The 23,508-nt window shown below is 63.3% G+C and carries 26 protein-coding genes and 1 pseudogene; 8 read left to right on the top strand and 19 right to left on the bottom strand.

The genetic code is table 11. The annotated features are described in order from the left end of the window. Window positions 1–137: 137 nt before the first annotated feature. Window positions 138–965: a Crp/Fnr family transcriptional regulator gene (locus V1288_RS07755; protein WP_334356492.1), complete on the top strand. Its 828-nt coding sequence runs from the start codon at window positions 138–140 to the stop codon at window positions 963–965. 389 nt (window positions 966–1,354) lie between these two features. On the opposite strand, the gene V1288_RS07760 is transcribed toward V1288_RS07755, so the two are convergent. The 4 genes from V1288_RS07760 to paoA form a co-directional block, all read right to left on the bottom strand. Next, window positions 1,355–1,750 carry a (R)-mandelonitrile lyase gene (locus V1288_RS07760; RefSeq protein WP_334361234.1) on the bottom strand — a complete coding sequence of 132 codons (396 nt, stop codon included), beginning with the start codon at window positions 1,748–1,750 and terminating at the stop codon, window positions 1,355–1,357. A gap of 151 nt (window positions 1,751–1,901) precedes the next feature. After that, a complete protein-coding gene (gene paoC / locus V1288_RS07765; protein ID WP_334356493.1) occupies window positions 1,902–4,106 on the bottom strand; it encodes an aldehyde oxidoreductase molybdenum-binding subunit PaoC in 2,205 nt (734 codons plus the stop codon). 3 nt (window positions 4,107–4,109) lie between these two features. Then, on the bottom strand, window positions 4,110–5,060 hold the full coding sequence (locus V1288_RS07770; protein ID WP_334356494.1) for an FAD binding domain-containing protein: 951 nt from the start codon (window positions 5,058–5,060) through the stop codon (window positions 4,110–4,112). After that, complete coding sequence (gene paoA, locus V1288_RS07775) at window positions 5,057–5,707, bottom strand: aldehyde dehydrogenase iron-sulfur subunit PaoA (RefSeq protein WP_334356495.1); 651 nt, start codon at window positions 5,705–5,707, stop codon at window positions 5,057–5,059. The genes V1288_RS07770 and paoA overlap by 4 nt, the downstream gene beginning before the upstream one ends. Window positions 5,708–5,933: 226 nt before the next feature. Here paoA and V1288_RS07780 point away from each other — a divergent pair, with 226 nt between their 5' ends. Then, entirely contained in the window at window positions 5,934–6,827 is an 894-nt protein-coding gene (locus tag V1288_RS07780) for a LysR family transcriptional regulator (protein ID WP_334356496.1), read from the top strand. A 194-nt stretch (window positions 6,828–7,021) separates the two neighbouring features. Here V1288_RS07780 and V1288_RS07785 read toward each other — a convergent pair whose 3' ends face one another. Next, the gene (locus V1288_RS07785; protein ID WP_334356497.1) at window positions 7,022–7,234 is read right to left on the bottom strand and encodes a hypothetical protein; all 213 of its coding nucleotides are present in this window, start codon (window positions 7,232–7,234) and stop codon (window positions 7,022–7,024) included. 261 nt (window positions 7,235–7,495) lie between these two features. On the opposite strand from V1288_RS07785, the gene V1288_RS07790 reads away from it, so the two are divergent. After that, on the top strand, window positions 7,496–7,726 hold the full coding sequence (locus V1288_RS07790) for a hypothetical protein (RefSeq protein WP_334356498.1): 231 nt from the start codon (window positions 7,496–7,498) through the stop codon (window positions 7,724–7,726). Window positions 7,727–7,856: 130 nt separating this feature from the next. On the opposite strand, the gene V1288_RS07795 is transcribed toward V1288_RS07790, so the two are convergent. Further along, the gene (locus V1288_RS07795) at window positions 7,857–8,501 is read right to left on the bottom strand and encodes a response regulator transcription factor (RefSeq protein WP_334361235.1); all 645 of its coding nucleotides are present in this window, start codon (window positions 8,499–8,501) and stop codon (window positions 7,857–7,859) included. 570 nt (window positions 8,502–9,071) lie between these two features. On the opposite strand from V1288_RS07795, the pseudogene V1288_RS07800 reads away from it, so the two are divergent. Then, window positions 9,072–9,884, top strand: a pseudogene (locus V1288_RS07800) (histidine kinase); the annotation flags it as partial. A 147-nt stretch (window positions 9,885–10,031) separates the two neighbouring features. Here V1288_RS07800 and V1288_RS07805 read toward each other — a convergent pair. The 9 genes from V1288_RS07805 to coxB all read right to left on the bottom strand — a co-directional run bounded on the left by V1288_RS07805 (window position 10,032) and on the right by coxB (window position 17,387). Further along, window positions 10,032–10,502, bottom strand: coding sequence for a nuclear transport factor 2 family protein (locus V1288_RS07805; protein WP_334361236.1), 471 nt, complete (start codon window positions 10,500–10,502; stop codon window positions 10,032–10,034). A 96-nt stretch (window positions 10,503–10,598) separates the two neighbouring features. Further along, complete coding sequence (locus V1288_RS07810; RefSeq protein WP_334356499.1) at window positions 10,599–11,366, bottom strand: SURF1 family protein; 768 nt, start codon at window positions 11,364–11,366, stop codon at window positions 10,599–10,601. Then, complete coding sequence (locus tag V1288_RS07815; RefSeq protein WP_334356500.1) at window positions 11,363–11,749, bottom strand: DUF983 domain-containing protein; 387 nt, start codon at window positions 11,747–11,749, stop codon at window positions 11,363–11,365. The genes V1288_RS07810 and V1288_RS07815 overlap by 4 nt, the downstream gene beginning before the upstream one ends. Window positions 11,750–11,972: 223 nt before the next feature. Further along, window positions 11,973–12,869, bottom strand: coding sequence for a cytochrome c oxidase subunit 3 (locus V1288_RS07820; protein WP_334356501.1), 897 nt, complete (start codon window positions 12,867–12,869; stop codon window positions 11,973–11,975). A 104-nt stretch (window positions 12,870–12,973) separates the two neighbouring features. Then, complete coding sequence (locus V1288_RS07825; RefSeq protein ID WP_334356502.1) at window positions 12,974–13,600, bottom strand: cytochrome c oxidase assembly protein; 627 nt, start codon at window positions 13,598–13,600, stop codon at window positions 12,974–12,976. 35 nt (window positions 13,601–13,635) lie between these two features. Continuing rightward, entirely contained in the window at window positions 13,636–13,800 is a 165-nt protein-coding gene (locus V1288_RS07830) for a CoxF protein (protein WP_108522215.1), read from the bottom strand. A gap of 18 nt (window positions 13,801–13,818) precedes the next feature. Next, on the bottom strand, window positions 13,819–14,799 hold the full coding sequence (locus V1288_RS07835; RefSeq protein WP_334356503.1) for a heme o synthase: 981 nt from the start codon (window positions 14,797–14,799) through the stop codon (window positions 13,819–13,821). 57 nt (window positions 14,800–14,856) lie between these two features. Beyond that, window positions 14,857–16,476: a cytochrome c oxidase subunit I gene (gene ctaD / locus V1288_RS07840; RefSeq protein ID WP_334356504.1), complete on the bottom strand. Its 1,620-nt coding sequence runs from the start codon at window positions 16,474–16,476 to the stop codon at window positions 14,857–14,859. Between the two features lie 74 nt (window positions 16,477–16,550). After that, complete coding sequence (gene coxB / locus V1288_RS07845; protein ID WP_334356505.1) at window positions 16,551–17,387, bottom strand: cytochrome c oxidase subunit II; 837 nt, start codon at window positions 17,385–17,387, stop codon at window positions 16,551–16,553. 549 nt (window positions 17,388–17,936) lie between these two features. Here coxB and V1288_RS07850 point away from each other — a divergent pair. Continuing rightward, window positions 17,937–18,461, top strand: a complete 525-nt coding sequence (locus tag V1288_RS07850; protein WP_334361237.1) for an invasion associated locus B family protein — start codon at window positions 17,937–17,939, stop codon at window positions 18,459–18,461. Between the two features lie 24 nt (window positions 18,462–18,485). On the opposite strand, the gene V1288_RS07855 is transcribed toward V1288_RS07850, so the two are convergent. The 3 genes from V1288_RS07855 to V1288_RS07865 all read right to left on the bottom strand — a co-directional run bounded on the left by V1288_RS07855 (window position 18,486) and on the right by V1288_RS07865 (window position 19,695). Then, window positions 18,486–18,818, bottom strand: a complete 333-nt coding sequence (locus V1288_RS07855) for a DUF5615 family PIN-like protein (RefSeq protein WP_334356506.1) — start codon at window positions 18,816–18,818, stop codon at window positions 18,486–18,488. Next, window positions 18,815–19,039, bottom strand: a complete 225-nt coding sequence (locus V1288_RS07860) for a DUF433 domain-containing protein (RefSeq protein ID WP_334356507.1) — start codon at window positions 19,037–19,039, stop codon at window positions 18,815–18,817. Before V1288_RS07860 ends, V1288_RS07855 begins: the two co-directional genes overlap by 4 nt. 161 nt (window positions 19,040–19,200) lie before the next feature. Then, a complete protein-coding gene (locus V1288_RS07865; RefSeq protein ID WP_334361238.1) occupies window positions 19,201–19,695 on the bottom strand; it encodes a GNAT family N-acetyltransferase in 495 nt (164 codons plus the stop codon). Between the two features lie 88 nt (window positions 19,696–19,783). On the opposite strand from V1288_RS07865, the gene tldD reads away from it, so the two are divergent. From tldD to V1288_RS07880, 3 genes are all read left to right on the top strand, one after another. Beyond that, window positions 19,784–21,208 (top strand): metalloprotease TldD, encoded by a 1,425-nt coding sequence (gene tldD / locus V1288_RS07870; RefSeq protein ID WP_334356508.1) that lies wholly within the window; start codon window positions 19,784–19,786, stop codon window positions 21,206–21,208. Next, on the top strand, window positions 21,208–21,996 hold the full coding sequence (gene lepB, locus V1288_RS07875) for a signal peptidase I (protein ID WP_442893925.1): 789 nt from the start codon (window positions 21,208–21,210) through the stop codon (window positions 21,994–21,996). The genes tldD and lepB overlap by 1 nt, the downstream gene beginning before the upstream one ends. A gap of 124 nt (window positions 21,997–22,120) precedes the next feature. After that, a complete protein-coding gene (locus tag V1288_RS07880; protein ID WP_334356509.1) occupies window positions 22,121–22,693 on the top strand; it encodes a nucleotidyltransferase family protein in 573 nt (190 codons plus the stop codon). 36 nt (window positions 22,694–22,729) lie between these two features. Here the strand turns inward: V1288_RS07880 and V1288_RS07885 are convergent, their stop codons facing one another. After that, the gene (locus V1288_RS07885) at window positions 22,730–23,284 is read right to left on the bottom strand and encodes a PAN domain-containing protein (RefSeq protein WP_334356510.1); all 555 of its coding nucleotides are present in this window, start codon (window positions 23,282–23,284) and stop codon (window positions 22,730–22,732) included. Window positions 23,285–23,508 lie beyond the last annotated feature (224 nt).

A 23,508-nucleotide genomic window follows, 5' to 3' on the forward strand; every position in this document is an offset into this window, starting at 1 on the left:
GCTCTAGAATTCAGGGTCGATGAGCGGGAAAAATGCTGAAAAAGTTGACGATTTTCCCAATAGTTCTGCCAAATATTGGCGTTTCGACTTCGAGGTTTACCCGACGAATTCCGACGGCTTTGCGGGGGGAGTATCTGATGAACTCGAGCAGCAACGCAGATTTTTCGACAATACTAAACCGCATTCTTGATACGGCGGCGGACAATCTCAGGATCGCAAAGATTCTGGTTCAAATGGGTCTCGATCCCAACAACATCACCTACGATGCCCTACTCAACCGGCTGCTAGAAATTGTGCTGGCCAACATCACGCTTGCCAATATGTTCGCTGTGATTGGTGCCACCTTTCTTGTAGCTACGTTGCTGATGCATACAATGGTGCCGCTGCGCATCGCGAACATGGTCGGCTGTACATTCTTCGTCGTCTTTGGCGCGCTCTCCGGAAGCGTCGGGACTTTTATCCTGTATCTGCTTTTCCTGCCGATCAATGCAATTCGCCTCCGCCAAATGCTCAAACTGATCAAGAGGGCACGCATAGCCACAGAGGGCGATACCTCATTGGAATGGCTCAAACCTTTCATGACCCAGCGCAAATATCGCAAGGGCGACAAATTGTGCAGCAAGGGCGATGCAGCCAACGAAATGTTTTTGATCATCACCGGAAAATTCCTGGTCACCGAATTCAGCGTAGAGCTTCCGCCTGGAAGTCTGATGGGCGAGCTTGGCTTCCTGACGCCGAAAAATCGACGGACGGCGACGATCGAGTGCATCGAGGGCGGTCATGTGCTGACAATTGAGTATGATAAGTTGCTGGAGATCTACTTTCAAAATCCGGAATTTGGTTATTACTTCCTCATCCTCACCAGTCACCGCCTGCTGGAGAATAATGCAAAGCTTGAAGAAATCATCGCACAGAACAAAATCGCACCGCCGATTGCAGTCGCGAGCGGTACGGTTGAACTTTAGAGGATGCTGAGCGAACAAGCCGATGTCCGCTAATCTGATGGTCCGGCCGTGCTCCTGCCCCGCCCGCGATACGCTTTGCAGCGGCGGCCAAATACTCTCGATGTCGCAAATGGGGTCACTAACAGACATCGGCGCTCATGGCCGTGGTTGTCTGCTTTACCTCCGTGAGCAGGCATCGTCGGCTTCGCCGCCATGTCTGAGAAGTGGCACTCAACGGAGATCTTGAGCGTAACCGCCGACGTCCGTTTACACGGGTGAACCGGACATGCCGGGCCTATGCCGCAATCTCCGCCAATGACATTTCAGTGCGATGCGGAATTTGATCGCGAGCGAGGCATAGCGGACATCCCATCACCGCGCTGATCAAACCTCAAGACAACCGCGTTCATTCAAGCCCGGTATTGCTCGTCACTGACCTTCTCCATCCAGTCGACTGTCTTGCCGTCGAGCCGCTCCTGGACGGCGATGTGCGTCATGGCCGTGGTCGGCGTCGCACCATGCCAGTGCTTTTCGCCTGGCGGAAACCAGACGACGTCGCCCGGGTGAATTTTCTCGACGCGCCCGCCCCAGACCTGCACCCAGCCGCGGCCGGATGTGACGATCAGGGTCTGTCCCAGGGGATGGGTATGCCATGCGGTCCGCGCGCCGGGCTCGAAGGTGACACTGGCGCCGGCGACGCGCGCGGGATCTGGAGCCTGGAACAGCGGATCGACGCGCACGCTGCCGGTGAAATATTCGGCGGGCCCTTTGCCGGATGGTCGCGAGCCGCTTCGCTTGATTTCCATTGTTCCGTTCCTTGGCTTGGCCGTGACAGCCGGCATGGTACCCGCTGCCAACACCGCGAGGCCGGTGGTGGCGAGCAGGCGTCTTCGCGTGAACATGGTGTGCTTCCCCTAACGTGCTTGCTTGGAGATACGTGGCCGCGCGAACCCGCGTTCAACCCACGTCCGGCATTTGCTCCAGCAGCTTGTCGAGCGTGATCGGATAATCCCGGACGCGCACGCCGGTAGCGTTGTAGACCGCGTTGGCAACCGCTGCCGCCACGCCGCAGATGCCGAGCTCGGCGACGCCCTTGGCCTTCATCGGCGACGACATCGGATCGGTCTCGTCGAGGAAGAACATTTCCTGATGTGGAATGTCGGCGTGGACCGGCACCTCGTAAGCAGCGAGATCATGATTGACGAAGAAGCCGGCGCGCTTGTCGACCACGAGTTCTTCCATCAGCGCCGCGCCGACCCCCATGGTCATCGCCCCGATCACCTGGCTGCGGGCGGTCTTGGGATTGAGGATGCGGCCGGCGGCGCACACCGCGAGCATCCGCCGCACGCGGATCTCGGCGGTCGCGGCATCGACGCCGACTTCAACGAAGTGCGCGCCGAAGGTCGATTGCTGGTACTTCCTGGCGAGGTCGCCGTACTCGATTTCGTCTTCGGCCGTGATGCCGCCATCGGCCGCGGCCTGCGCCAGCGGCACGCTGCGATTGCCCGCGCGCACCTCGCCATCGACGAACGCCGTTTCGGTGGAGTTGAATCCGAGTTTCTGCGCGATCGCCTCGCGCAGCTTGACGCAGGCGGCATAAACGCCGGCGGTGGAGTTGTTGCCGCCCCACTGCCCGCCGGAACCTGATGACACCGGGAAGGCCGAGTCGCCGAGGCGCACCTTCACCTTCTCGAGCGGCACGCCCATCATCTCGGCCGCGGTCTGCGCGATGATGGTGTAGCTGCCGGTGCCGATGTCAGTCATGTCGGTCTCGACGGTGACGACACCTTTGTTATCGAGCCGAACCCGCGCCGCCGACTTCGTCAGCAGATTGTTGCGGAAAGCCGCGGCTGCGCCAATGCCGACTCGCCAGCGTCCGTCGCGGACCCTGCCCGGCTGCGGGTTGCGCTTGCTCCAGCCGAAGCGCTCGGCGCCGGTACGCAGGCACTCGACGAGCTGACGCTGCGAGAACGGCCGCTCCGGCTTTTCCGGATCGACCTGGGTGTCATTGAGGATGCGAAACTCGATCGGATCCATGCCGAGCTTCTCGGCCATTTCGTCGACGGCGATTTCCAGCGCCATCATGCCCGTCGCCTCGCCCGGCGCGCGCATGGCATTGCCTTCAGCCAGATCGAGCGTCGCGAGCCGCGTGGCGGTCATGCGGTGGGCGCCGGCATAGAGCAGCCGCGTCTGGCTCACCGCGCCGTCCGCCTTGCCGCCTGGCAGATCGCCCGACCAGCTTTCATGACCGATCGCCGTGATCTTGCCGTCCCGCGTCGCGCCGATGCGGATGCGCTGGATCGTTGCCGGCCGATGCGTGGTGTTGTTGAACATCAGGGGACGCTGCAGCGCGACCTTCACCGGCCGTTTCGCGGCGCGGGCACCGAGCGCGGCCAGCAGCGCGTCAGCGCGCGGGAACAGCTTGCCGCCAAATCCACCGCCGATGAACGGCGAATCGAGGCGAACGTTCGCCGCCTGCATGCCCAGGATCTTGGCCATCTCGGCCTTGTTCCAGGCGATCATCTGGTTGGAGGTCCATAGTGTGAGCTTGTCGCCCTCCCATGCGGCGATCGTCGCATGCGGCTCCATCATGGCATGCGCTTCATCGGGCGTTGAGTAGCGCGCATCGAGCCGGACTGGTGCTGCCGCAAACGCAGCGGCGAAGTCGCCGACCGCGGTATCGGCAGGACCGTTCGTGATCGGATTGGGCTTTGCCGTGTTCAGCAACGAGGCGAGATCGAAGGCGCCCTTTTCGGGGGCGTAGTCGACGCGGATCAGTTGCGCGGCGGCGCGCGCCTGTTCAAAGGTTTCGGCGACGACGACCGCGATGGCCTGATGATAATGCTGGATCTCCGGACCGCCGAGCAGCACCGCCGTGTTGAGCCTGCTCTTGTCGAGCTTGCCGGCGTTATCGGCCGTGACGATGGCCAGCACACCAGGCGCGGCCTTGGCCTTGCTCAGATCCATCCCGGCAATTCGGCCCTTCGCGATCGCCGAGCCGACCACGTAGCCATAGGCCGGGTTCGAAACGACGTCGTGGCGCTCGTAGGCATAGGGCGCCGTGCCGGTCGTCTTGAGCGGGCCATCGATGCGGCTGAAGGCTTTGCCGACGACCTTCATCTGGTCGATCGGATTGGTCGTCGCTGATGTCTCGAACTTCATGGGTCAGCCCTTCGCTTCGGTCAGCACCGCGCCGAGCGTGCGCTCGGCCAGCGACAGCTTGAATGCGTTCTCGCGCGTCGGCTTCGCGTCGGCGAGCAATTGCGCGGCGACGGCCTTGGCGCCGCGCGGCATCTGGGCCTCCGCCGCCTCGATGCGCCACGGCTTGTGGGCAACGCCGCCGAGCGCGACACGCCCGGTGCCGTCGCGCTGCACGATCGCGGCGACCGAGACCAGCGCGAAGGCGTAAGAGGCGCGATCGCGCACCTTGCGATAGGCCTGCCTGCCGCCGATGGGCCTTGGCAGCGTCACCGCGGTGATCAACTCGCCCGCCTGCAGCGTCGTCTCGATATGCGGCGTATCGCCCGGCAGGCGGTGGAATTCGGCGATCGGGATCGTTCGCGTGGCGCCGTCCGGCCGCACGGTTTCCACCACAGCATCAAGCGCGCGCATCGCCACCGCCATGTCGCTCGGATGGGTGGCGATGCAGGCTTCGCTGGCGCCTACCACGGCGTGCTGGCGGCTGAACCCGCCGATCGCCGCGCAGCCGCTGCCGGGCCGGCGTTTGTTGCAGGGCTGGTTGGTGTCATAGAAATAAGGACAGCGCGTCCGCTGCAGCAGATTGCCGGCCGTGGTCGCCTTGTTGCGCAACTGGCCCGAGGCGCCCGCAAGCAGCGCGCGCGACAGCACGGCGTAGTCGCGCCGCACGCGGCTATCAGCGGCGAGATCGGTATTGCGCACCAGCGCGCCGATCCGCAATCCGCCCTCTTGCGTCGGCTCGATTCTGTCAAGCGCGAGGCCGTTGACGTCGATCAGATGCGCCGGCGTCTCGATCTCGAGCTTCATCAGGTCGAGCAGATTGGTGCCACCGGCAATGAATTTGGCGTCCGGCTTGCGTAGGGCGGAGGCAGCAGCCTCAGCGGGGTTGCGGGCGCGCTCGTAGCTGAATGATTTCATGCCTGTCTCCCGGCAACTTCTGTGATCGCCTCGGCGATGTTGGAATAGGCGCCGCAGCGGCAGATATTGCCGCTCATGCGCTCGCGAAGCTCGGCATTGGTCAGTTGCGCCGGCGCGTTGAGGTCGGCGCTGACATGGCTCGGAATGCCGGCCTTGATCTCGTCCAGCACGGCAACCGCCGAACAGATCTGCCCCGGCGTGCAATAGCCGCACTGGTAGCCATCATGCTTCACGAAGGCGGCCTGCATCGGATGCAGGTTTTCCGGCGTGCCGAGCCCTTCGATCGTCCTGATCTCGTCGCCCTCGTGCATGACCGCCAGCGTCAGGCACGAATTGATCCGCCGTCCGCCAACGATGACTGTGCAGGCGCCGCATTGGCCGTGATCGCATCCCTTCTTGGAGCCGGTGAGGTGCAGGTGCTCGCGCAACGCGTCGAGCAGCGTCGTCCGCGTGTCGAGCGCGATTTCGTGCGGCTTGCCGTTCACGCTGAAGGAGACTTTCGACATCGAGACAGCTTCGGAAGCCTGCGCAGGAACCGCGGCTGTTTGCGCATTGGCCATCGGGGGCGCTGCGCTGAAAGCCACTGATGCGGCGGTTCCCAGCAACAGTTTCCGCCGCGATAGATCGAAGTCGCTCGGACCTTGCATGTCGTGTTCCCATTTTGATGTCATTCGATGATGTTCGGCGCGACCGCGTCGGCCTCCGCATCAAGAGTCCGTAACTGCGCCACCGTTGCGGCTGTTCCTCCCCGGCGTTCACGTTTGAAAGAGCGATGCGGGAGGACTGCGCCGGCCGGCCCGCAACAAGCTAACGGCTGCCCAGGGCTTCGATTAGATGGTATAATCAGCTTGCACTTATGAAATGGATTCATGAATGGCGCGCCAGAACATCAACGATCTGCTCGCCTTCCTGGTGGTGGCGCGGGAGAGAAGTTTTACCCGAGCGGCGGCGCAGCTCGATGTTTCCCAATCAGCGCTCAGCCATACGATCCGCGGGCTGGAGGAGCGGCTCGGCCTGCGGCTGCTGACCCGCACCACCCGCAGCGTCGCGCCGACCGAGGCGGGCGAGCGCCTGCTGCGGACGGTGGCGCCGAAGCTGGAAGAGATCGACGCCGAGCTTTCCGCCCTGACCGAACTGCGCGACAAGCCGGCCGGCACCATCCGCATCACCGCAGCCGAGCATGCGGCGGCAACGATCCTCTGGCCTGCGCTGGCAAAGCTGCTGCCCCGATATCCCGACATCAAGGTGGAAGTGAATATCGACTACGGTTTCACCGACATCGTCGCGGAGCGCTACGATGCCGGTGTTCGCCTCGGCGAGCAGGTGGCCAAGGACATGATTGCGGTGCGCATCGGCCCTGATTTCCGCATGGCGGTGGTCGGCACATCAGGCTATTTCGCTGTTCACCCCAAGCCCGCCAGGCCGCAGGACCTCGTGGCCCATAGCTGTATCAACATCCGATTGCCGACCTATGGCGGGATCTACGCCTGGGAGTTCGAGAAGCGCGGACGCGGACTGAAGGTCCGGGTCGACGGCCAGTTGGTATTCAACAACATGGCGCTGCGGATGAACGCGGTGCTGGCCGGGCTCGGCCTCGCCTATCTGCCGGAGGACCAGGTGCAGGCGCACCTTGCGGACGGACGGCTGGTTCGCGTGCTGGCGGACTGGTGTCCGCCCTTCTCGGGCTATCACCTCTACTACCCGAGCCGCCGCCAGGTGACGCCGGCATTCACGTTACTGATCGCGGCGCTGCGTTACCGCGGCTGATGCGCACCAAACGGAAAAAGGCCGCAAGCTGAACTCGCGGCCCTCTCTCCTGGAAGCGTTCCGATCATCAGAAATTTCTTCAAGGCGCCCTCCTCCAGCTTCCTGAAGCTTCCTGATGATGCAGCCGGCAACGCGCAGGGGGAACGATTGTTCCGTTTTTTCCCGACAATGTTCCGTTCGCCGTCCGGCGTGACCTAATCCATCGACGATCCCTCCAGACTCTTGAGATATTTGAGGCCCTCAACCGCCAGAAGCTCGGCCTCGCCGTTACCGGCTTCCCATCGCTGCCGAAGGAAGCGCTTCAGTGAAGCACGCCGCGCGTCATTCTCATCGATGCCTCTGTTGATCATGCGGTAGACACTCCACGCCCGGGCGACGGCAGTCTCCACGATTTCCGGCTCAGCCATTCGCACGCCTCCGATCGCCCCAGCGGGTTCGCATTTTGCCAAGTTTTCCCGTCAATGACCATGACGACGCCACGAACGGCATCCTCTGCGGGAGCCGTGCGGAACACGCCGCGTGCCCGCGGTCGCGCGGCGGATCAGTCCAGGATGAAAAGGAAAGGCGGCTCGAATACCCATTGTCATGTACTTCATGCGCGCCGGAACAAAACGTTCCACAGGGAACTTGTGCCTGACGTCGCAATCACGCGAACCGGAGGACACTGGATGAGACGCATCGTTCTGATTGGTGCTGCACTGCTTGCCTCGCTTGCCATGACCGTATCCGCTTCCGCCAGACTGGGCATGGCGCCGATGGCCGCGACGGACGGCGGAGTCATCGAGGTCAAGCATGGACGCGGCCACGGTCACGGACACAAGCACCGGGGACGCGGGCATCATTACGGATGGTACAGGGGCCGCGGTCACCACAAATGGCGCCATCATCGCCGCTGGTAGGCTCTCGCTGCCTTCGCTTTCGTCATTCCCATTGCCCTGACGATACGCGAATGACAGCGATGCGAACGGTCGCGCCGCCGAGGGCGCGGCCGTTCGGTGATTATAAAGAAGGACTGATTCAACCGGCGGGTCAGCCGAGCCCCATCTCCACCGCGATCCGGATCAGGTCCGAATGATTCTTGGCGCCGAGCTTCTGCTTGAGCAGCGAGGTGGTGTTGGCCACCGTCTTGTAGGAAATCTCCAGCGCATTGGCGACTTCGACGATCTTGTCGCCGCGGCCCAGCAGCCGCAGGATTTCCAGCTCGCGCGCCGTCATTTGCGACGCCGGATTGGCCTTGATCGAAGCGCCTGAAAAAGTCACCGCCTCCGCCAGTTGCGGTGAAATGAAATTGTCGCCAGCGGCCACTTTGCGGACGGCCTTCACCAGCATCCTTGGATCGTCGCCCTTCGAGACATAGCCCTGCGCGCCCATCTCGATGGCGCGAACCACGAACGCCGGATCGTCATTCATGCTGAACATGATGATCCGCGCGTCCGGATCATCCTTGCGGATGCGGCGCATCAGTTCGAAACCGGAAACATCGGGAAGCTTGATATCGATCACCGTGACGTCGGGCTTCCTGGCGAGGTAGGCGCGATGGCCGGACTTGGCGTCAGTAGCCTCCTCGATCTTCACGGTGTTGTCCGACGCAAACAGCGACCGGCAACCCGACAGCACCACCGGATGGTCGTCGACGATCAGGACCTTCGTTGCCGATTTGGCGGAATTCTGCATCATCCAACCCCTTTCGGGAATAAATAGGCGGTTGGCGACATTTGGAAAGAGAAATCTTGAGTTGCGGGGATTAGAATATTCAATATGTGGGAAAGACTTTCTCTTCGAACGCGGCTGTTGCTGCCGCTTGGCCTGATGTTCGTGGCGGCCCTGCTGGCCGGAGGCGTTTCGCTGCAGATTTTCTCCTCGGCGCAACTTATGGAAGAAACCGAGCCGGCGGCTCGCTCGGCCGGAGCGGTTGCAGCCGCGCTCAACGGCGCGCTTCAGACATCTGCCAATCCGCAGGCGACGCTGGAAGCGTTCGTGCAATCGCTGGGCGCCTCCGAGGCCATCCGGTTTCGGCGCCTCGGGACCGACCTCGACGTGCATCCGCCCGAGATGCAGACCCCGTTGGGAGCGGTGCCCGACTGGTTCGTCCGCCTCCTCGCCATCCCCGAATTCAAGGCGGCCTTCCCCGTGATGATCGAGGGAAAGCAGGTCGGCGACATCGTCTTTGCCCCCGACCTGTCCGCGGACGTCTACGAAAAGTGGATCGGACTTCTGGCGATCGCTTGCTCCGGAATTATCTTGATGCTGTTGACGGGGCTCATTGCCCACTTCACCTCGCGTTCTGCGTTGCGTCCGCTGCAAAATCTGGGCGAGGGCCTGACTCGCATGCGAACGGGCGATTACGAGCAACGGATTGCTCCCGCCGGTCCGCCCGAAATACGCAAGAGCGCGCAGGAAGCCAATGAACTTGCCCGCACCCTCAACCGCCTCAGCCAGGATAATCGCAGCCTGCTGCGCCGGATCGTGTCGCTGCAGGACGACGAGCGGCAGGACATGGCGCGCGAGCTTCATGACGAGCTCGGGCCGCTGCTGTTCGGGATCCGCGCCAACACGGTGGCGCTGCTGGAATCGATTCCGACCGGCGAGGCGGAGTTGATGGGCGCCGCCGAGGGCATCCTGCAATCGGTCGAAACGTTGCAACAGGCGAACCGCCGTATCCTCGACCGGCTGCGGCCGCTCTATATCCAGGAGCTCGGCCTGGAGAGGAGCATCCAGACGCTGCTGCAGAACGTGAAGGCGCAGGCCCCTGATCTCAAGGTGACGTCGCAGATCGACACGACGCTGAACAAGGTCGATGGCTTGCTGTCGCAGACAATCTATCGCGTGATCCAGGAAGCGGTGACAAACGTGCTTCGGCACGCCAAGGCGCGCGCGATGCGCGTCGCGGCTGATATCGATGGCCGCGATGTGCTCGTGGAAGTATCCGACGACGGTATCGGCTTTCCGGCGGATCGGCGGTTCGGCCGGGGATTGACCGGAATGCTGGAGCGCGCTCGGGCGCTGAGCGGGACGCTTGAACTGCTGCGCGAAGAAGGCCGCACCTGCGTTCGTTGCCGGCTTCCGGCGGGAGACTCCGCGCGCGGATGTGCGAGGCGAAAGACGCGAGCCCTAGATTCTGGTTTGACGCGTTTTCTTCACGCGAACCGGTATCCACCCCGGATCAAGTCCGGGGCAGGCTTTCGCTCGAAAACGCTACGACGGTCAGCCAGCCTCATCCGCAACGCCGGCAACTTCCCGGCGCAATGCTTGCTCCACCGTAAGGCAAGCGGTGCGCTGGACCTTGCCGTCACGCGAAAAGGCGAACGCGATACGCACCGGCTCGCCTTCGTGGCTCAAATAATCGAGCACGACGCCCTCGGCGGTCGGCGTGATTTCCTCCAGCCCGAAGGCGGTGGGCGCGAGCCCATCGAGGCGCGGTCGCCAGTAGGATTCGAGCCCGGCGCGGCCTTCACTGACCTTGGCCTCGCCGCAACGGCATTCGAGCGTGGCGTCGTCGGCATAGAGGTCGAGCAATGTCGCCAGGTCGCGATTGCGGCACGCGTCCAGCCAGTCGACCACCAATGCGATCTGATCGAAATTGTCCGTCAAGTCTGCGATCCCATCCACGCCAACATGCCTTGTCTCGGGCGCTGACGTGGGTGACGGAATATGGCGATCGTCGTGAATGGACACTGAACGGCCTATCGTCCTGTACGCACCGTGGAACTGAAAACGATTGTGCGGAACAAAGGTTCCTGCGCGCTAGTCCGGTTGAATACGGGGAGGAACTCAGCCGCGGCGCTGGGCGCGCCACCAGACGCCGAAGGCGATGATCACCGCAAACGCCAGCGTGAACCAGGTGATGGCGTACTGCAGGTGATCGTCCTTGAAACGCACGGAGAGCGGGCCGGGTTTTGGAATGCCGCTTTCGGGCACAGGCGTTTCCAGATCGACATAGAACGGCGCGACGGCCTTGCCGCCCTCGACCCAGCCGAGCGCGCGCGCCATCGCGAGATGGTCGCGGGTGAACCAGAGCCGCTTGGCCACGCTCTCCGGTGGCGTCAGCGTGCCCGCGCTTTCGGGAAACCGGATATAGCCGCTGAACTGCACCGGATCACCGGTGATGAGCCGTCTCACGGCGCGATCCTGCTGGGCGCGGTCCTGCATCGTGTTCTGCACGAAGCCGGTATTGACCACGATGGTGTTGCCATCGACGAGGCGGGCCGGCAGGAAGGCCCAGGTGCCGGGGCCGGAGACATCGTCGCGGACCGCGGAACCCGCGCTATAGACCATCGCGTCCGGCAATGGCGCGTAGGTGGCGGTAAAGCTGACGCGGCGGAATTCGTCCCTGGCCGCCGTCAGCGCATTCCACTGCGCTTGCGCCGGCAGTGCCTCGGGCGCAGCGGCGAGTCGCTCGTTCAGCATTGCGATCAGCGCGTGCTTTTCGACCCGGCGCTGCAATTGCCAGATCCCGAGGCCCGTGAAGGCCGCCACCATCAGCAGCGTGAAAATGGCAAAGCCGGCAACCGCCGGCCGCCGTGACAGGGGGCCGGTCATTTCGGCTCGCGGTCGATCAGCCGGCCCGGCGCCGCCTTGTGATGGAATTGCAGCGCGATCAGAAGCGACTTCATCGAGCGCAGCGGCAGCAGCGTGGTCGCGATGATCAGCGGCAGCCACAGCGCCGCGTGCAGCCAGAACGGTGGCTGATACTTGATTTCAACGATCAGGGCCGCGGTGACGACGATGGCGCCCGCCAACATGATGATGAAGATCGCAGGCCCATCGCCGGCATCGATGAAGGCGTAGTCGAGCCCGCACGCTTCGCAATTCGGGCGCAGGTTGAGAAAACCCGCATAGAGCTTGCCCTTGCCGCAACGCGGGCAGCGGCAGGCGATGCCGCGGAGTGCGCTCTGGGTGAGGGTAGGTGGCGTGTTATCCATCAGCTTTTCCTTCCCCTCTCCCCTTGTGGGATCGAGACGAGCGAAGCTCGCTCTTAGGGTGGCGCCTCACGAAGTGAGGCGACGGGTGGGGGGTTCTCTCGGTGGAGACAGACCCCTCATCCGCCTTCGCTTCGCGAAGGCACCTTCTCCCACAAGGGGAGAAGGGAAGAAAGAAAAAGGGGCGGTGCTTCCGACCGCCCCTTTTATCACGTTAGGTCTGCGATCAGTGCGCGGCCTGCGCCACGGATTCCCCGCCGCGGAACCAGACGTAGATGCAGATGAACAGGAACAGCCAGACCACGTCGACGAAGTGCCAGTACCAGGCGGCGAATTCGAAGCCGAGATGCTGCTTCGACGTGAAGTGGCCGGCATAGGCGCGGATCAGGCACACCAGCAGGAACACGGTGCCGACCAGCACATGGAAACCGTGGAAGCCGGTCGCCATGAAGAACGTCGCGCCGTAGACGTTGCCGGAGAAGCCGAACGTGGCGTGGGCGTATTCATAGGCCTGCACACAGGTGAAGGCGGCCCCCAGCAGCACGGTGAGGATCAGTCCGTATTTCAGGCCCTGACGGTCGTCCTCGAGCAGCGCGTGATGCGCCCAGGTGACCGTGGTGCCCGAGGTCAGCAGCAACAGCGTGTTGAGCAGCGGCAAATGCCAGGGGTCGAAGGTCTCGATCCCCTTCGGCGGCCAGGTGCCCGGCACGCTGCAGGCGCCCATTGCCGTACCCGGGCCGCAGCCGAACACCGCGTCGCGGGTGGCGTGGACCGCGTCGGCGGGGAACAGCGCGGAGTTGAAGAAGGCCCAGAACCAGGCGACGAAGAACATCACCTCGGAGGCGATGAACAGAATCATGCCGTAGCGGTGGCTGATCTGCACCACGCGGGTGTGGTCGCCCTTGTACTGGGCTTCGCGGATCACGTCGCCCCACCAGCTCGCCATGGTGTAGAGCACGCCGATGGTGCCTGCACCGAAGATGACCGGCGCTGCGGCGAACATGTGATGCATCCAGGCAATCGCGCCCACCGCCATGATGAAGGCCGAGATCGAGCCGACGACCGGCCACGGGCTCGGATCGACGAGGTGGTAGTCATGGTGCTTCGCGTGCGCCGTAGCCATTGCGGTCTCTCCGTTGGATGCGCCGTTCCCTTCGGCACATATTCGTCTCAAATTTCAAATCCGAAATCCCGTTAGATACGGAATTCGTGGTTCACAAGTTTCTGTCACAGATTTCCCTTGCGCTTGTCGCCTTCGCCGGCCGCCAAGGGCTTCGGCGCCGGGTCGCGCACGGGATAGAAGGTGTAGGATAGCGTGATGGTCTTCAGTCCGTCGTTCTCGCTGTCCTTCGCAAGCGCCGGATCGACGTAAAACACCACGGGCATTTCGCGCTTCTCGCCCGGGCCCATGGCCTGTTCGGTGAAGCAGAAGCAGTTGATCTTCTGGAAATAGGCGCCGACCGTCAGCGGTGCGACATTGTAAGCCGCAACGCCAACCGTGGCGCGCGCGGCCTGGTTGGTCACGGTATAGAATACGGTGACGACCTCGCCGATCCGGACCTCGATCTCGTTCTGCTCGGGCTCGAATTTCCAGGGCAGGCCGGGGCCGACATTGGCGTCGAACCGTACCGCGATCTTGCGCTGAAGCGGCGCATCCGAAGGCGCCGAGGTCGCAACCTGGGTGGTGCCGTTGAAGCCGGTGGCGCGGCAGAACCAGTTGTAGAAGGGCACGGCGGCATAGGACGCGCCGACCATGAACACCACGACCAGGCCGCAGATCGAGGCCACGACCGCATCGCGCGTGAGCGTACGGCGCGCAGCGGTCTTGCCGCTCCCCGTCACTCCCTGGCGCATCTGCGGCTCGTTTTCCATCTCAGCTACATTCAAGACTACATGGGCCGCACGAGGACGGCCGGCCCCTTGACCATGGTGACGGCGAAGAACAGCACGACGAGGACGCCGAGCGCGAGCGCAATCGCGATCGAGCGCTGGCGGCGGCTTCTTTTCTGCGCCTCGGTGAGGACGATTCCATCTGGCTTCCGATTGTCGTCCATGCGTTCGCCATGCGCCCCCTACCCGAACGCTGGCGCGACGGCGCGGATCGCCGGTGCGACGGCGCGGATCGCTGGCGCGACCGCGTGGACCACGACCTCAAGCAGCAGCGTCGCAAACAGCGCGAACAGATACAGGATCGAGAAAGCAAACAGCCGGCGCGTCGCGCGGAGTCCTTCCTTGCCCTCGCGGTGGCGATAGACCTCGATCGCAAGCCACATCATGCCGGCGCCGAGCACCAGCGAGGTGACGCCGTAGACCGCGTCGAAATAGCCGAGCGGCCAGGGCGCCGCCGCAATCGCGACCAGCACGATCGTGTACAGCAGGATCTGCAGCCGCGTTGCATCGGGCCCGGCGACCACGGGCAGCATCGGAATGCCGGCGCGGGCATAGTCGTCGCTGCGGAACAGCGCCAGTGCCCAGAAATGCGGTGGGGTCCAGAAGAAGATGATGAGGAACAGCAGCAGTGGCTCCATCGACAGCGAGCCGGTGGCCGCGGCCCATGCCACGACGGGCGGCAGCGCGCCCGCGGCGCCGCCGATCACGATGTTCTGCGCGGTCCAGCGCTTCAGCCACATGGTGTAGACCACCACATAGAAGAAGATCGTGAACGCCAGCAGCGCGCCGGCCAGCCAGTTGACGAGGATGCCGAGCGTCAGCACCGAGAAGAACGACAGGATCAGGCCGAACGCCATGGCTTCGCCCGGCGTGATGCGTCCGCGCGGGATCGGCCGGTTGGCGGTGCGCGACATCAACGCGTCGATGTCGCCCTCATAGGCCATGTTCATCGCGCCGGAGGCGCCCGCCCCGACCGCGATGCAGAGGATCGCGGTGAACGCCAGCACCGGATGAACGTGGCCGGGCGCGATCATGAGACCGACCAGGGCGGTGAAGATCACGAGCGACATCACCCGCGGCTTCAGCAGCGCGAAGTAATCACCGACTTCCGCCTCGGAAATCCGAGGGAGAACATCGATGGCGTTGTGATCGACTACCGACAAGATCTATCTCGCTTCATCAAAGCCGCGGCGCGCGAACGAAGCGCGCCGCGAACGACATTACTGTACGCGCGGCAGCACTTCGAACTGGTGGAAGGGCGGCGGCGACGTCAGCGTCCATTCCAGCGTGGTGGCGCCTGCGCCCCACGGGTTGGCTTCGGCCGCCTGCTTGCGCATGAAGGCGTCGACCACGCCATAGATGAAGATCAGGACGCCGAAGCCCGAGATGTAGGAGCCGAGCGAGGACACCAGGTTCCAGCCCGCGAACGCATCCGGATAGTCGACGTAGCGGCGCGGCATGCCCGACAGGCCGAGGAAGTGCTGCGGGAAGAACACCAGATTCACGCCGATGAAGGTGAACCAGAAGTGCAGCTTGCCGATGGTTTCCGAGTACATGTAGCCCGACATTTTCGGGAACCAGTAGTACCAGCCGGCGAAGATCGCGAACACCGCGCCGAGCGACAGCACGTAATGGAAGTGCGCGACCACGTAGTAGGTATCCTGCAGCACGCGGTCGACGCCGGCATTGGCCAGCACGACGCCGGTGACGCCGCCGAGCGTGAACAGGAAGATGAAGCCGATCGCCCACAGCATCGGCGTCTTGAACTCGATCGAGCCGCCCCACATCGTGGCGATCCACGAGAAGATCTTCACGCCGGTCGGCACCGCGATCACCATGGTGGCGGCGACGAAATAGGCCTGCGTCGCCGACGACATGCCGACGGTGTACATGTGGTGCGCCCACACCACGAAGCCGATGCCGCCGATCGCGACCATGGCGTAGGCCATGCCGAGGTAGCCGAACACGGACTTGCGCGAGAAGGTCGAGACGATCTGGCTGATCATGCCGAAGCCCGGCAGGATCAGGATGTACACTTCGGGGTGGCCGAAGAACCAGAACAGATGCTGGAACAGCACCGGATCGCCGCCGCCGTCGGCGGAGAAGAAGGTGGTGCCGAAATTACGGTCGGTGAGCAGCATGGTGATGGCGCCGGCGAGCACCGGCAGCGACAACAGCAGCAGGAACACCGTCACCAGGATCGACCACACGAACAGCGGCATCTTGTGCAGGGTCATGCCCGGCGCGCGCATGTTGAAGATCGTGGTGATGAAGTTGATGGCGCCGAGGATCGACGAGGCGCCGGCCAGATGCAGCGACAGGATCGCGAAATCCACCGCCGGTCCCGGATGGCCCGAGGTCGACAGCGGCGCGTAGATCGTCCAGCCCGCGCCGACACCGTTGGCGCCCGGTTCACCCTCGACGAAGGTCGACATCAACAGCAGCGCGAAGGAGGCCGGCAGCAGCCAGAACGAGATGTTGTTCATGCGCGGGAACGCCATGTCGGGCGCGCCGATCATCAGCGGCACGAACCAGTTGCCGAAGCCGCCGATCATCGCCGGCATCACCATGAAGAAGATCATGATCAGGCCGTGCGAGGTCACGAACACATTATAGGTGTGGGATTCGTGGAAGAACTGGACGCCGGGATACATCAACTCGATGCGGATCGCGATCGACATCGCAGCCCCGATGACGCCCGCGCAGATCGCGAAGATAAGGTACATCGTGCCGATGTCCTTATGGTTCGTCGAATAGACCCAGCGCCGCCATCCGGTCGGATTGGCATGGGCGTGGTCATCATGGGCGTGATCGTGGTGTGTCGCTGCGGTCGTTGCCATTTTGAAATCCTGCCTTGCAGTCCCGTTTCGGACCTTTTCAGGTCCCGTCGCCCTTGTCCCTTGCTAGCCGCGCCTTACTGCGCGGCCTGACCACCAGCCGAAGCGAAGGTGTTCGCCGGGTTGGTCGCATATTTCTTTTTCGCCGCCTCAACCCAGGCCGCGAATTCCTGATCGGACACCACCTTCACCGCGATCGGCATGAAGGCGTGGTCCTTGCCGCACAGTTCCGAGCACTGGCCGTAATACATGCCGGTCTTGGTGGCCTTGAACCAGGTCTCGTTCAGGCGGCCCGGGATCGAGTCGATCTTGATGCCGAACGACGGCACCGCGAACGCGTGAATGACGTCGGCGCCGGTGGTCTGGACCCGGATCACCTTGTTGACCGGCACCACCATCTCGTTGTCGACGCCGAGCAGACGCGGCTGCTTGTCCTGCGCCATCAGCGAATCGAATTCGAACTTGCCGTTGTCGGGATAGGCGTAGCTCCAGTACCACTGCTTGCCGGTGACCTTCACCGTCAGGTCGGCCTTGGGAACGTCGAGTTGCTGAAACAGGAGGCGGAACGACGGCACCGCGATGGCGACCAGGATCAGCACCGGGATCAGCGTCCAGGCCACCTCGATCAGCGTGTGGTGGGTGGTCCTGGAGGGAACCGGATTGGCCTTGGCGTTGAACTTCACCACCACGATGACCAAAAGCGCCAGCACGAACAGGGTGATCACCGTAATGATCACCAGCAGCAAGTTATGGAAGCTGATGATGTTTTCCATCACGGGAGTCGCGGCTTCCTGCAGCGTGATTTCCCACGGCCTGGGCTGATCCCCAAAAGCCGCCCCGCCGGCGGCGAGCGCCATGCCCGCTACCGTCAACCCCAGCAACCGCCGGCCCATCTGGCCACTCGACATCTTCATGCCGCTCGCGCTCCCTTGAATAAGTCCCCAAAGCACCCCCGCCGAATGGCCGGGAATGCCGCACGATCCGCCCTCACAAACGGCCTACCGGAGGTACTTTTGGAAGTACACCTTCAAAAGTACCTGCAACAGTATTGCTACAGTACCTCGGGCCAGATCGTTAGAACGCGTCGAAATCCAGCTTCTCAAACCATAATTCCAAGGCTCTCGCAATGCAGTAGTGGGGCGCAAGGCCATGCGTCACCTGCTATTCGCCGGATGTCGGATTTTCCTGACAAATCAGCAAAAACCCGCCGTTTTGCAAGCCAGCGCAGCTTGACAGCCCGGTTGCCGGATGTAGGCACAGTCACGGCGCTTCTGAGCGACGTGATTCGCCGCGGCCCGACGGCGCGGATCGGCTGCCGGCCCGCCTTCAAGGCGCCGTCATTGCGTATCAGTCCGGTAAGCCCAGTCACAATGTGGTGCCGGCTTGGGCCGGAAATGTCGCCGGCGCTGCCGGAAAGATTAAGAGGATCGACCCGGATGGGGCGTTCGAAACAACAGGCGGGAATGCCTCAGACGGGATTTGGCCTGGAACCGGCCCGCTGGCTTGCTGGCCTGCTCGCCGCCGCACTCCTGCTCGGCCTGACCCAGGCGGCGAGCGCGCAAGGCGCGGTGCGCTCGGTCCATGGCGACTGGCAGATCCGCTGTGACACCCCGCCGGGCGCGCAGGGCGAACAGTGTGCCCTGATCCAGAGCGTGGTGGCCGAAGATCGCTCCAATGCCGGCCTCACCGTGATCGTGCTCAAGACGGCCGACCAGAAGAGCAAGCTGATGCGGGTGGTGGCCCCGTTGGGCGTCCTGCTGCCGTCCGGGCTCGGACTAAAACTCGACAACCAGGACGTCGGCCGCGCCGGGTTCGTCCGCTGCCTGCCGAATGGCTGCGTGGCCGAAGTGGTGATGGACGAGAAGCTGCTCGGGCAGCTCCGGTCGGCCAAGACGGCGACCTTTATTATTTTTGAGACGCCCGAAGAGGGAATTGGCTTTCCGCTCAGCCTGAACGGGCTGGGTGAGGGATATGACAAGCTGCCGTGAGCGGGCCGGCTATACTTGCTTGGACTAGTAGATTTCCAGACAAGCTGCGCCGTCGTCATTCCCGAACGCCAGTATCAATTCGGCATGGTGCCGCAACTTGGTTGCAATGGCCGCGGTCGATTGGTTGCCACCCCGCAACCAGATCACTTTCGGCGGCGTGCCCAACAGGGTCACCATTTCGGCGAAATCGGCATCCTGAGAAACGATCGCAAAACCGTTGGCTTTGGCGTAGTCCCAAGCATCGTGATCGCCGGCTTCCGACAACCCCGATCGCCCAACATGATCCGATTCCGGGAACAGGTCGGCGACAGACTGGCATAGCTTGAAGCTGAGGTTCTGGTCGAACAGCAGCTTCATGTCGAAGCTGTCACAAGCCGCCTTTCACGGTCGGCGGCATAGGCCAAGCAAGCCCGGATGTCGTCCTCGGTCAATTCAGGGAAGTCGTCGAGTATTTGCTCATGGGTCCGGCCTGCGGCGAGCCAACCGAGCACATCCGCAACCGCAATCCGCATATGCCGAATGCACGGACGGCCGCCCCGCTTGCCCGGCTCGATGGAAATGATGTGCTGGTAGTTCATGGCGGAAGTCTAGCATCATTCCAGGCTCGACGCAGCAATGTTTCGCGGGGGCATTTCGGCCATCGCGAAACATTGTCCACGTTGCGCCCGATAAGGCATCGGCTTCCCGCTCAGCGTGAACGGGCTCGGCGAAGGGTATGACAAGCTGCCGTGAGGGGGCGCTAAAACAGTATCCCCATGAGGACGTGGTTTTCGAAGGCGCCATCGACCAGAATGCGGTGGCGCTGCAGTCCTTCGGTTGCAAAGCCGAATTTTCTGTAGAGATCGATCGCGACCGCGTTGTTTTCCCGAACCGTCAGCTCGACTCGGCGCAGTCCAAAATCCCGCACCGCATCGAGCGTCTGCCGGATCAAACGCCCGCCTATTCCCTGTCGGCGGAATTCCGGCAGCAGGCCCATGCCGAGAACGCCGACATGGGCGCGAACCGGCCTTTGGTTGGGCATGACGTCGCACCAGCCAACAACCTCTCCAGCCGACACCGCGACCAGTTGCGGATAACCCTGCTTGATATTGTTGAGAATGAAGTCCCGTATCGATTCGAGCGGCGGGGCTTCCAGAAACGCGAGATAGCGACGCTCCCGTGCGACGGAGTCGAGGGACCGATGATAGCTTTCGATATGGTCTTGCGTTATCGGAACAATTTCGACTGAAGCCATCGTCTCGGCAACGTGTTGATCCCGCCCCTCGCGGAATGGCCGGGAAACAACTATCTTGGATGCGCCCCTCCGACAACGGACTGATTTGATGACCAATCCCGCCACGACCTCCCTTCTCGACCGTGCCAATCTCGACCGTGATGCTGTCCGACGCGAGATCGCGCGGGGACTCGAAGGGGCCGACGATGGCGAGCTGTTTCTGGAATATGGCCAGACCGAAGCGCTCGGTTTTGACAATGGCCGGCTGAAGCAGGCGACCTACGACACCAGCCAGGGGTTTGGGCTGCGCGCGGTCAAGGATGATGCGGTGGGCTATGCGCACTCCTCCGACGTCTCGCTGCCGGCGCTGATCCGTGCCGCCGACGCCGTGGCTGCCGTGCGCGGCGGCTACAGCGGCAATTTCGCTGCTGCGCCGGCGCATACCAATGTGCGGCTCTATGGCGATGAGAATCCGCTGGATGCGCCGGGGTTTGAAGCCAAGGTAAAGCTGCTGGCCGAGATCGACGCCTATGTGCGCGACAAGGACCCGCGGGTGCGGCAGGCTTCCATCAGCCTGGGCGCCACCTGGCAAGTGGTCGAAATACTGCGCCCCGACGGCGAGAGCTATCGCGACATCCGCCCGCTGGTGCGGGTCAATATTTCGGTGGTCGCAGGGCAAGGCGACCGGCAGGAAAGCGGCAGCAAGGGCTATGGCGGCCGTGAGGGTTATGCGCGCTTCATCGAGACCAAGGCGTGGCGCGAGGCGGCTGACGGCGCGATCCGCGAGGCGCTGGTCAACCTGGAATCGGTCCCCGCCCCCGCCGGCGAGATGGACGTGGTGCTGGGCGCCGGCTGGCCCGGCGTGATGCTGCATGAGGCGGTCGGTCATGGCCTGGAAGGCGACTTCAACCGCAAGCAGACCTCGGCCTTTGCGGGATTGATGGGCAAGCAGGTCGCGGCCAAGGGCGTCACCGTCGTCGACGACGGCACCATGGCCTCGCGGCGCGGCTCGCTCTCAATCGACGACGAGGGCACGCCGACCAACCGCACCGTGCTGATCGAGGACGGCATTCTGGTCGGCTACATGCAGGACCGGCAGAACGCGCGGCTGATGAACATGAAGCCGACCGGCAACGGCCGCCGCCAGAGCTACGCCCACGTGCCGATGCCGCGCATGACCAACACTTACATGCTGGCGGGCGAGCGCGATCCGGCTGAGATCTTGGCTTCGGTGAAGAACGGCGTCTATGCCGCGAATTTCGGCGGCGGCCAGGTCGACATCACCTCCGGCAAATATGTGTTCCAGTGCACCGAGGCCTACAAGATCGAGAACGGCAAGCTCGGCGCGCCGCTGAAGGGCGCGATGCTGATCGGCAACGGGCCGACCGACCTGCATCGGATCACCATGGTCGGCAACGATCTGGCGCTTGATACCGGCATCGGCACCTGCGGCAAGAACGGCCAGGGCGTGCCGGTCGGCGTCGGCCAGCCGACGCTGCGGATGGAAAAGATCACGGTCGGAGGAACGGGTTAGTGAGCGACGAAAAGGTGGTGAGCGAAGAGGAGCAACTGCCCGCGGCCAAGCCGGTGAGCTGGCGCGGCCAGGCCGTCCAGCTCGCGGCCATCGTGGCCGTCGTACTCGTCGCCAAGGGCGCGATCGCCGAGCCGTTTTATGTTCCGTCCGGTTCGATGGAGCCGACGCTTCTGATCGGCGACGCGCTGGTGGCCTCGAAATTTCCCTATGGTTACGGCGCGGCGTCGCTGCCGATCCAGATCACGCTGCCGGAAATCGGCCGCGTTTTCGGCGAGACGCCCAAGCGCGGCGACGTCGTCGTGTTCCGCTGGCCGGGCGACCGCTCGCAGGCCTGGGTCAAGCGCGTGGTGGGATTGCCGGGTGACCGCATCCAGTTGCGGCAGGGCCAGCTCTTCATCAACGATCACGCGGCGGCGTTGAAGCCGGATGGCACAGGCGAGGCCGAAGACGACCGCGGCAACACCGAACGGGCCTATCGCTTCGTCGAGACGCTGCCGAACGGCGTCAGCCACGCGATCTTCAAGATGCGCGACAATGGAAGGCTCGACAACACGCCCGAGGTGACAGTGCCGCCGGGCCAACTGTTCGTGCTCGGCGACAACAGGGACAATTCCGCCGACAGCCGCGTCCCGGTGCGCGACGGCGGCGTCGGATTGCTGCCGATCGACAATCTCATCGGCCGCGCTGATGCCGTGGTCGGCTCGTGGGATCTCGGCATGCGCAGCCAGCCGGTATGGACCTGGCTGTCGGGCTTTCGGCTAGCGCGGTTTTTCACCTCGGTGCATTGAGGCGCAATGTTCTCTCCGTCGGAATTCGATCTCGGAGTGTAGGTGGGCAAAGGCGCGTTTGCGCCGTGCCCACCATGTTTCCACGATCGTGAGAGACGTGGTGGGCACGTGCCACAGCAGTACAATGAATCAAGTCGAATTCCTGACCGCCGCCTTGCAAAATCCCGCTAACGAGATCGTTGCCGAAGAACTGTTCCGGCTGGCGCTGCCGGATGCGTGGCTGGTTTCCGGATGCCTGGTGCAGACGGCGTGGAACGTGCTGACCAAGCGCGCGGTCGATTACGGCATCAACGATTACGACGTGTTCTATTTCGATCCGGATACGTCGTGGGGGGCGGAAGACCAGGTCATCCGCGCGCTCTCAGAGCGGCTTGCAGGCCGCGGCATCGCGGTCGAGGCGCGCAACCAGGCGCGCGTTCATCTCTGGTACCCGGAAAAGCATGGCCTGCCCTATCCGGAGCTGCGGTGTTCGACGCAAGGCATCGACCGATTTTTGACCAAGAATACGCAAATCGGAATCCGGCGCACGCAGGATGGCTACGAGGTTTATGCGCCGAACGGCTACGACGATGTCGCCGCACTGATCGTGCGTCCCAATCCGGGGCCGAATTTTTCCGCGGCGAATTACGAAGCGAAGGCTGCGCGATGGAAGACGCTGTGGCCGGAGATCACGGTGCTGCCGGCGGCGATGTCGTAACAATCATCGTCGTCCCTGCGAACGCAGTATGCCGCCCTACCGCACCACGCCCGAGGTAAACCCCGCCTTGCGCCGCGGCGGCTTGATGTCCTTCTTCAGGAAGCAGTGCGCTTCCTTGCCGGCATAGCCGGGCCGCGCATAGGTCCAGGCGCGGCATTTATTGTCGGCGGCGCAGGCGGCCTTGCAGGCGTCGTCACCGTCGCTGCTCTTGAGATCAAAACTCTTGTAGTCGCCGCCGAAGCGGTCGATCGAGGTTTCGATGGTGTCGTTGCGCCGCTCGACCACGCCGGCGCCGCGCACGCCGGAGACACAGCAATCGCTCTGCACCCGCGCCGGCACGTTGCTCTTGAGCCAGCACACCGCGCGGTTGGTCAGGTCGGTCGGATAGTTGAAGCTCCAGGCCCGGCAGCGGCGGTCGCGCTCGCACACCAGCGCGCATTCGGCCGGATCGCCCGAGATCACGGGCGCATTGAGATAATCGCTGCCGGGGCGGTCGAAATTGGCCTGCGCCAGCGCCGGGCGCGCAGCCACGGCCGCCGCCAAAAAGGCGAGCGTCACCACACACGCCCTGAGCAGGCGAACAGTCCCCATTCGCAGGTGCTTTCGAGTACGCGTTTTCCAGCGCGGGATGACTTTTTCTTCGAAAGTCGTCCCGCCCCAGCCCTTTGATTCGAGCATGATTTCTTTGGAAAACCGGCGCCGGCCTTCGCTCGCGACAAACGCGAAACGCGTTGGCGCGGAGATCATGCTCCATCCGGCCGTCATTTGAGCGCCATCAACCTGTACGGTGGATGAACGGCCCAAAACCAAGGCAA

It is taken from the genome of Bradyrhizobium sp. AZCC 2176 (assembly GCF_036924645.1).
In the GTDB taxonomy this organism is placed as follows: domain Bacteria; phylum Pseudomonadota; class Alphaproteobacteria; order Rhizobiales; family Xanthobacteraceae; genus Bradyrhizobium.

What these genes read in the sequence shown, in the direction of transcription:
- V1288_RS07755 (WP_334356492.1), top strand. Translation starts at nt 138, where the DNA reads ATGAACTCGAGCAGCAACGCAGATTTTTCGACAATACTAAACCGCATT.
- V1288_RS07760 (WP_334361234.1), bottom strand. Translation starts at nt 1,750, where the DNA reads ATGGAAATCAAGCGAAGCGGCTCGCGACCATCCGGCAAAGGGCCCGCC.
- paoC (WP_334356493.1), bottom strand. Translation starts at nt 4,106, where the DNA reads ATGAAGTTCGAGACATCAGCGACGACCAATCCGATCGACCAGATGAAG.
- V1288_RS07770 (WP_334356494.1), bottom strand. Translation starts at nt 5,060, where the DNA reads ATGAAATCATTCAGCTACGAGCGCGCCCGCAACCCCGCTGAGGCTGCT.
- paoA (WP_334356495.1), bottom strand. Translation starts at nt 5,707, where the DNA reads ATGCAAGGTCCGAGCGACTTCGATCTATCGCGGCGGAAACTGTTGCTG.
- V1288_RS07780 (WP_334356496.1), top strand. Translation starts at nt 5,934, where the DNA reads ATGGCGCGCCAGAACATCAACGATCTGCTCGCCTTCCTGGTGGTGGCG.
- V1288_RS07785 (WP_334356497.1), bottom strand. Translation starts at nt 7,234, where the DNA reads ATGGCTGAGCCGGAAATCGTGGAGACTGCCGTCGCCCGGGCGTGGAGT.
- V1288_RS07790 (WP_334356498.1), top strand. Translation starts at nt 7,496, where the DNA reads ATGAGACGCATCGTTCTGATTGGTGCTGCACTGCTTGCCTCGCTTGCC.
- V1288_RS07795 (WP_334361235.1), bottom strand. Translation starts at nt 8,501, where the DNA reads ATGCAGAATTCCGCCAAATCGGCAACGAAGGTCCTGATCGTCGACGAC.
- V1288_RS07810 (WP_334356499.1), bottom strand. Translation starts at nt 11,366, where the DNA reads ATGACCGGCCCCCTGTCACGGCGGCCGGCGGTTGCCGGCTTTGCCATT.
- V1288_RS07815 (WP_334356500.1), bottom strand. Translation starts at nt 11,749, where the DNA reads ATGGATAACACGCCACCTACCCTCACCCAGAGCGCACTCCGCGGCATC.
- V1288_RS07820 (WP_334356501.1), bottom strand. Translation starts at nt 12,869, where the DNA reads ATGGCTACGGCGCACGCGAAGCACCATGACTACCACCTCGTCGATCCG.
- V1288_RS07825 (WP_334356502.1), bottom strand. Translation starts at nt 13,600, where the DNA reads ATGCGCCAGGGAGTGACGGGGAGCGGCAAGACCGCTGCGCGCCGTACG.
- V1288_RS07830 (WP_108522215.1), bottom strand. Translation starts at nt 13,800, where the DNA reads ATGGACGACAATCGGAAGCCAGATGGAATCGTCCTCACCGAGGCGCAG.
- ctaD (WP_334356504.1), bottom strand. Translation starts at nt 16,476, where the DNA reads ATGGCAACGACCGCAGCGACACACCACGATCACGCCCATGATGACCAC.
- coxB (WP_334356505.1), bottom strand. Translation starts at nt 17,387, where the DNA reads ATGAAGATGTCGAGTGGCCAGATGGGCCGGCGGTTGCTGGGGTTGACG.
- V1288_RS07850 (WP_334361237.1), top strand. Translation starts at nt 17,937, where the DNA reads ATGCCTCAGACGGGATTTGGCCTGGAACCGGCCCGCTGGCTTGCTGGC.
- V1288_RS07855 (WP_334356506.1), bottom strand. Translation starts at nt 18,818, where the DNA reads ATGAAGCTGCTGTTCGACCAGAACCTCAGCTTCAAGCTATGCCAGTCT.
- V1288_RS07860 (WP_334356507.1), bottom strand. Translation starts at nt 19,039, where the DNA reads ATGAACTACCAGCACATCATTTCCATCGAGCCGGGCAAGCGGGGCGGC.
- V1288_RS07865 (WP_334361238.1), bottom strand. Translation starts at nt 19,695, where the DNA reads ATGGCTTCAGTCGAAATTGTTCCGATAACGCAAGACCATATCGAAAGC.
- tldD (WP_334356508.1), top strand. Translation starts at nt 19,784, where the DNA reads ATGACCAATCCCGCCACGACCTCCCTTCTCGACCGTGCCAATCTCGAC.
- V1288_RS07880 (WP_334356509.1), top strand. Translation starts at nt 22,121, where the DNA reads ATGAATCAAGTCGAATTCCTGACCGCCGCCTTGCAAAATCCCGCTAAC.
- V1288_RS07885 (WP_334356510.1), bottom strand. Translation starts at nt 23,284, where the DNA reads ATGGGGACTGTTCGCCTGCTCAGGGCGTGTGTGGTGACGCTCGCCTTT.